The sequence below is a fragment of the Erwinia sp. MYb416 genome, from assembly GCF_037479575.1.
In the GTDB taxonomy this organism is placed as follows: domain Bacteria; phylum Pseudomonadota; class Gammaproteobacteria; order Enterobacterales; family Enterobacteriaceae; genus Erwinia; species Erwinia rhapontici.
In genome coordinates this window covers 1-661 of record NZ_JBBGYT010000208.1, presented here as the reverse complement: position 1 = coordinate 661, position 661 = coordinate 1, and the positions used below count along the sequence as shown (strand labels likewise).

General features: G+C 43.1%; 2 protein-coding genes. Both read left to right on the top strand.

Features of this window, described 5'->3' with window-relative positions:
• Positions 1 to 280: hypothetical protein (locus WH277_RS01925; protein WP_339504080.1), on the top strand; the 280-nt coding region annotated here is incomplete at its 5' end.
• The coding region (locus WH277_RS01920; RefSeq protein ID WP_339504078.1) for a tyrosine-protein phosphatase at positions 280 to 661 on the top strand (382 nt) is incomplete at its 3' end. The genes WH277_RS01925 and WH277_RS01920, both read left to right, overlap by 1 nt.

The following is a 661-nucleotide window of genomic DNA, read 5'->3' as shown; positions in this document are numbered from 1 at the left end:
CGATGAAGACGTCCTGTGTTGTCTCAACCTGGTTAAAATTGGAAATGAGTGTTATTTAAGAAAACTCGCTTTTAACCGCCAGTCAGGTTACAAAGATCCTGGTTCTTCATATTACGCTATGATGACTGCTGCTGAATGGGGTAGGTCATTGGGCCTGCATACGCTCAATCTTTCCATTGCACGACTTTCTGAAGATGATAAAACCTGCAATATACGCCGTTATAAAAATCGATTTGGTAAAATAATCGTCCCTCTTTATGAACTGACTGCGGTGGAATAATGATAAATTGCAGAAAGGTTCATTGTGGTCGCTATTCATTCTTTCGTACTTCTCTCTCTTACTCTTCCGGGGCTGCTTTTCCTGCAGCACTGGATATTCTTGTGGATTTCAGAGGGATAAACGAGGCTAATGTGGCGTTTCCTTTTGCCAGGAAAATAATTAATATGCCCATGACTACCGTCGGTGAGTTGTATCGACGTGCGACTGACCCGGCTGTCAGTGATCTTGTCGAGTTTTATATAGAGATAATCGACGCACATCGGGGCGACTTCTCTCAATTGCTTCAGATTGTCACTTCATCACCTTCCGTTGGTTTCGGCTGCTTTTTTGGCAAAGATCGAACCGGGATGGCAAGTTTTCTGCTGTGCAAAAAGTTTAATG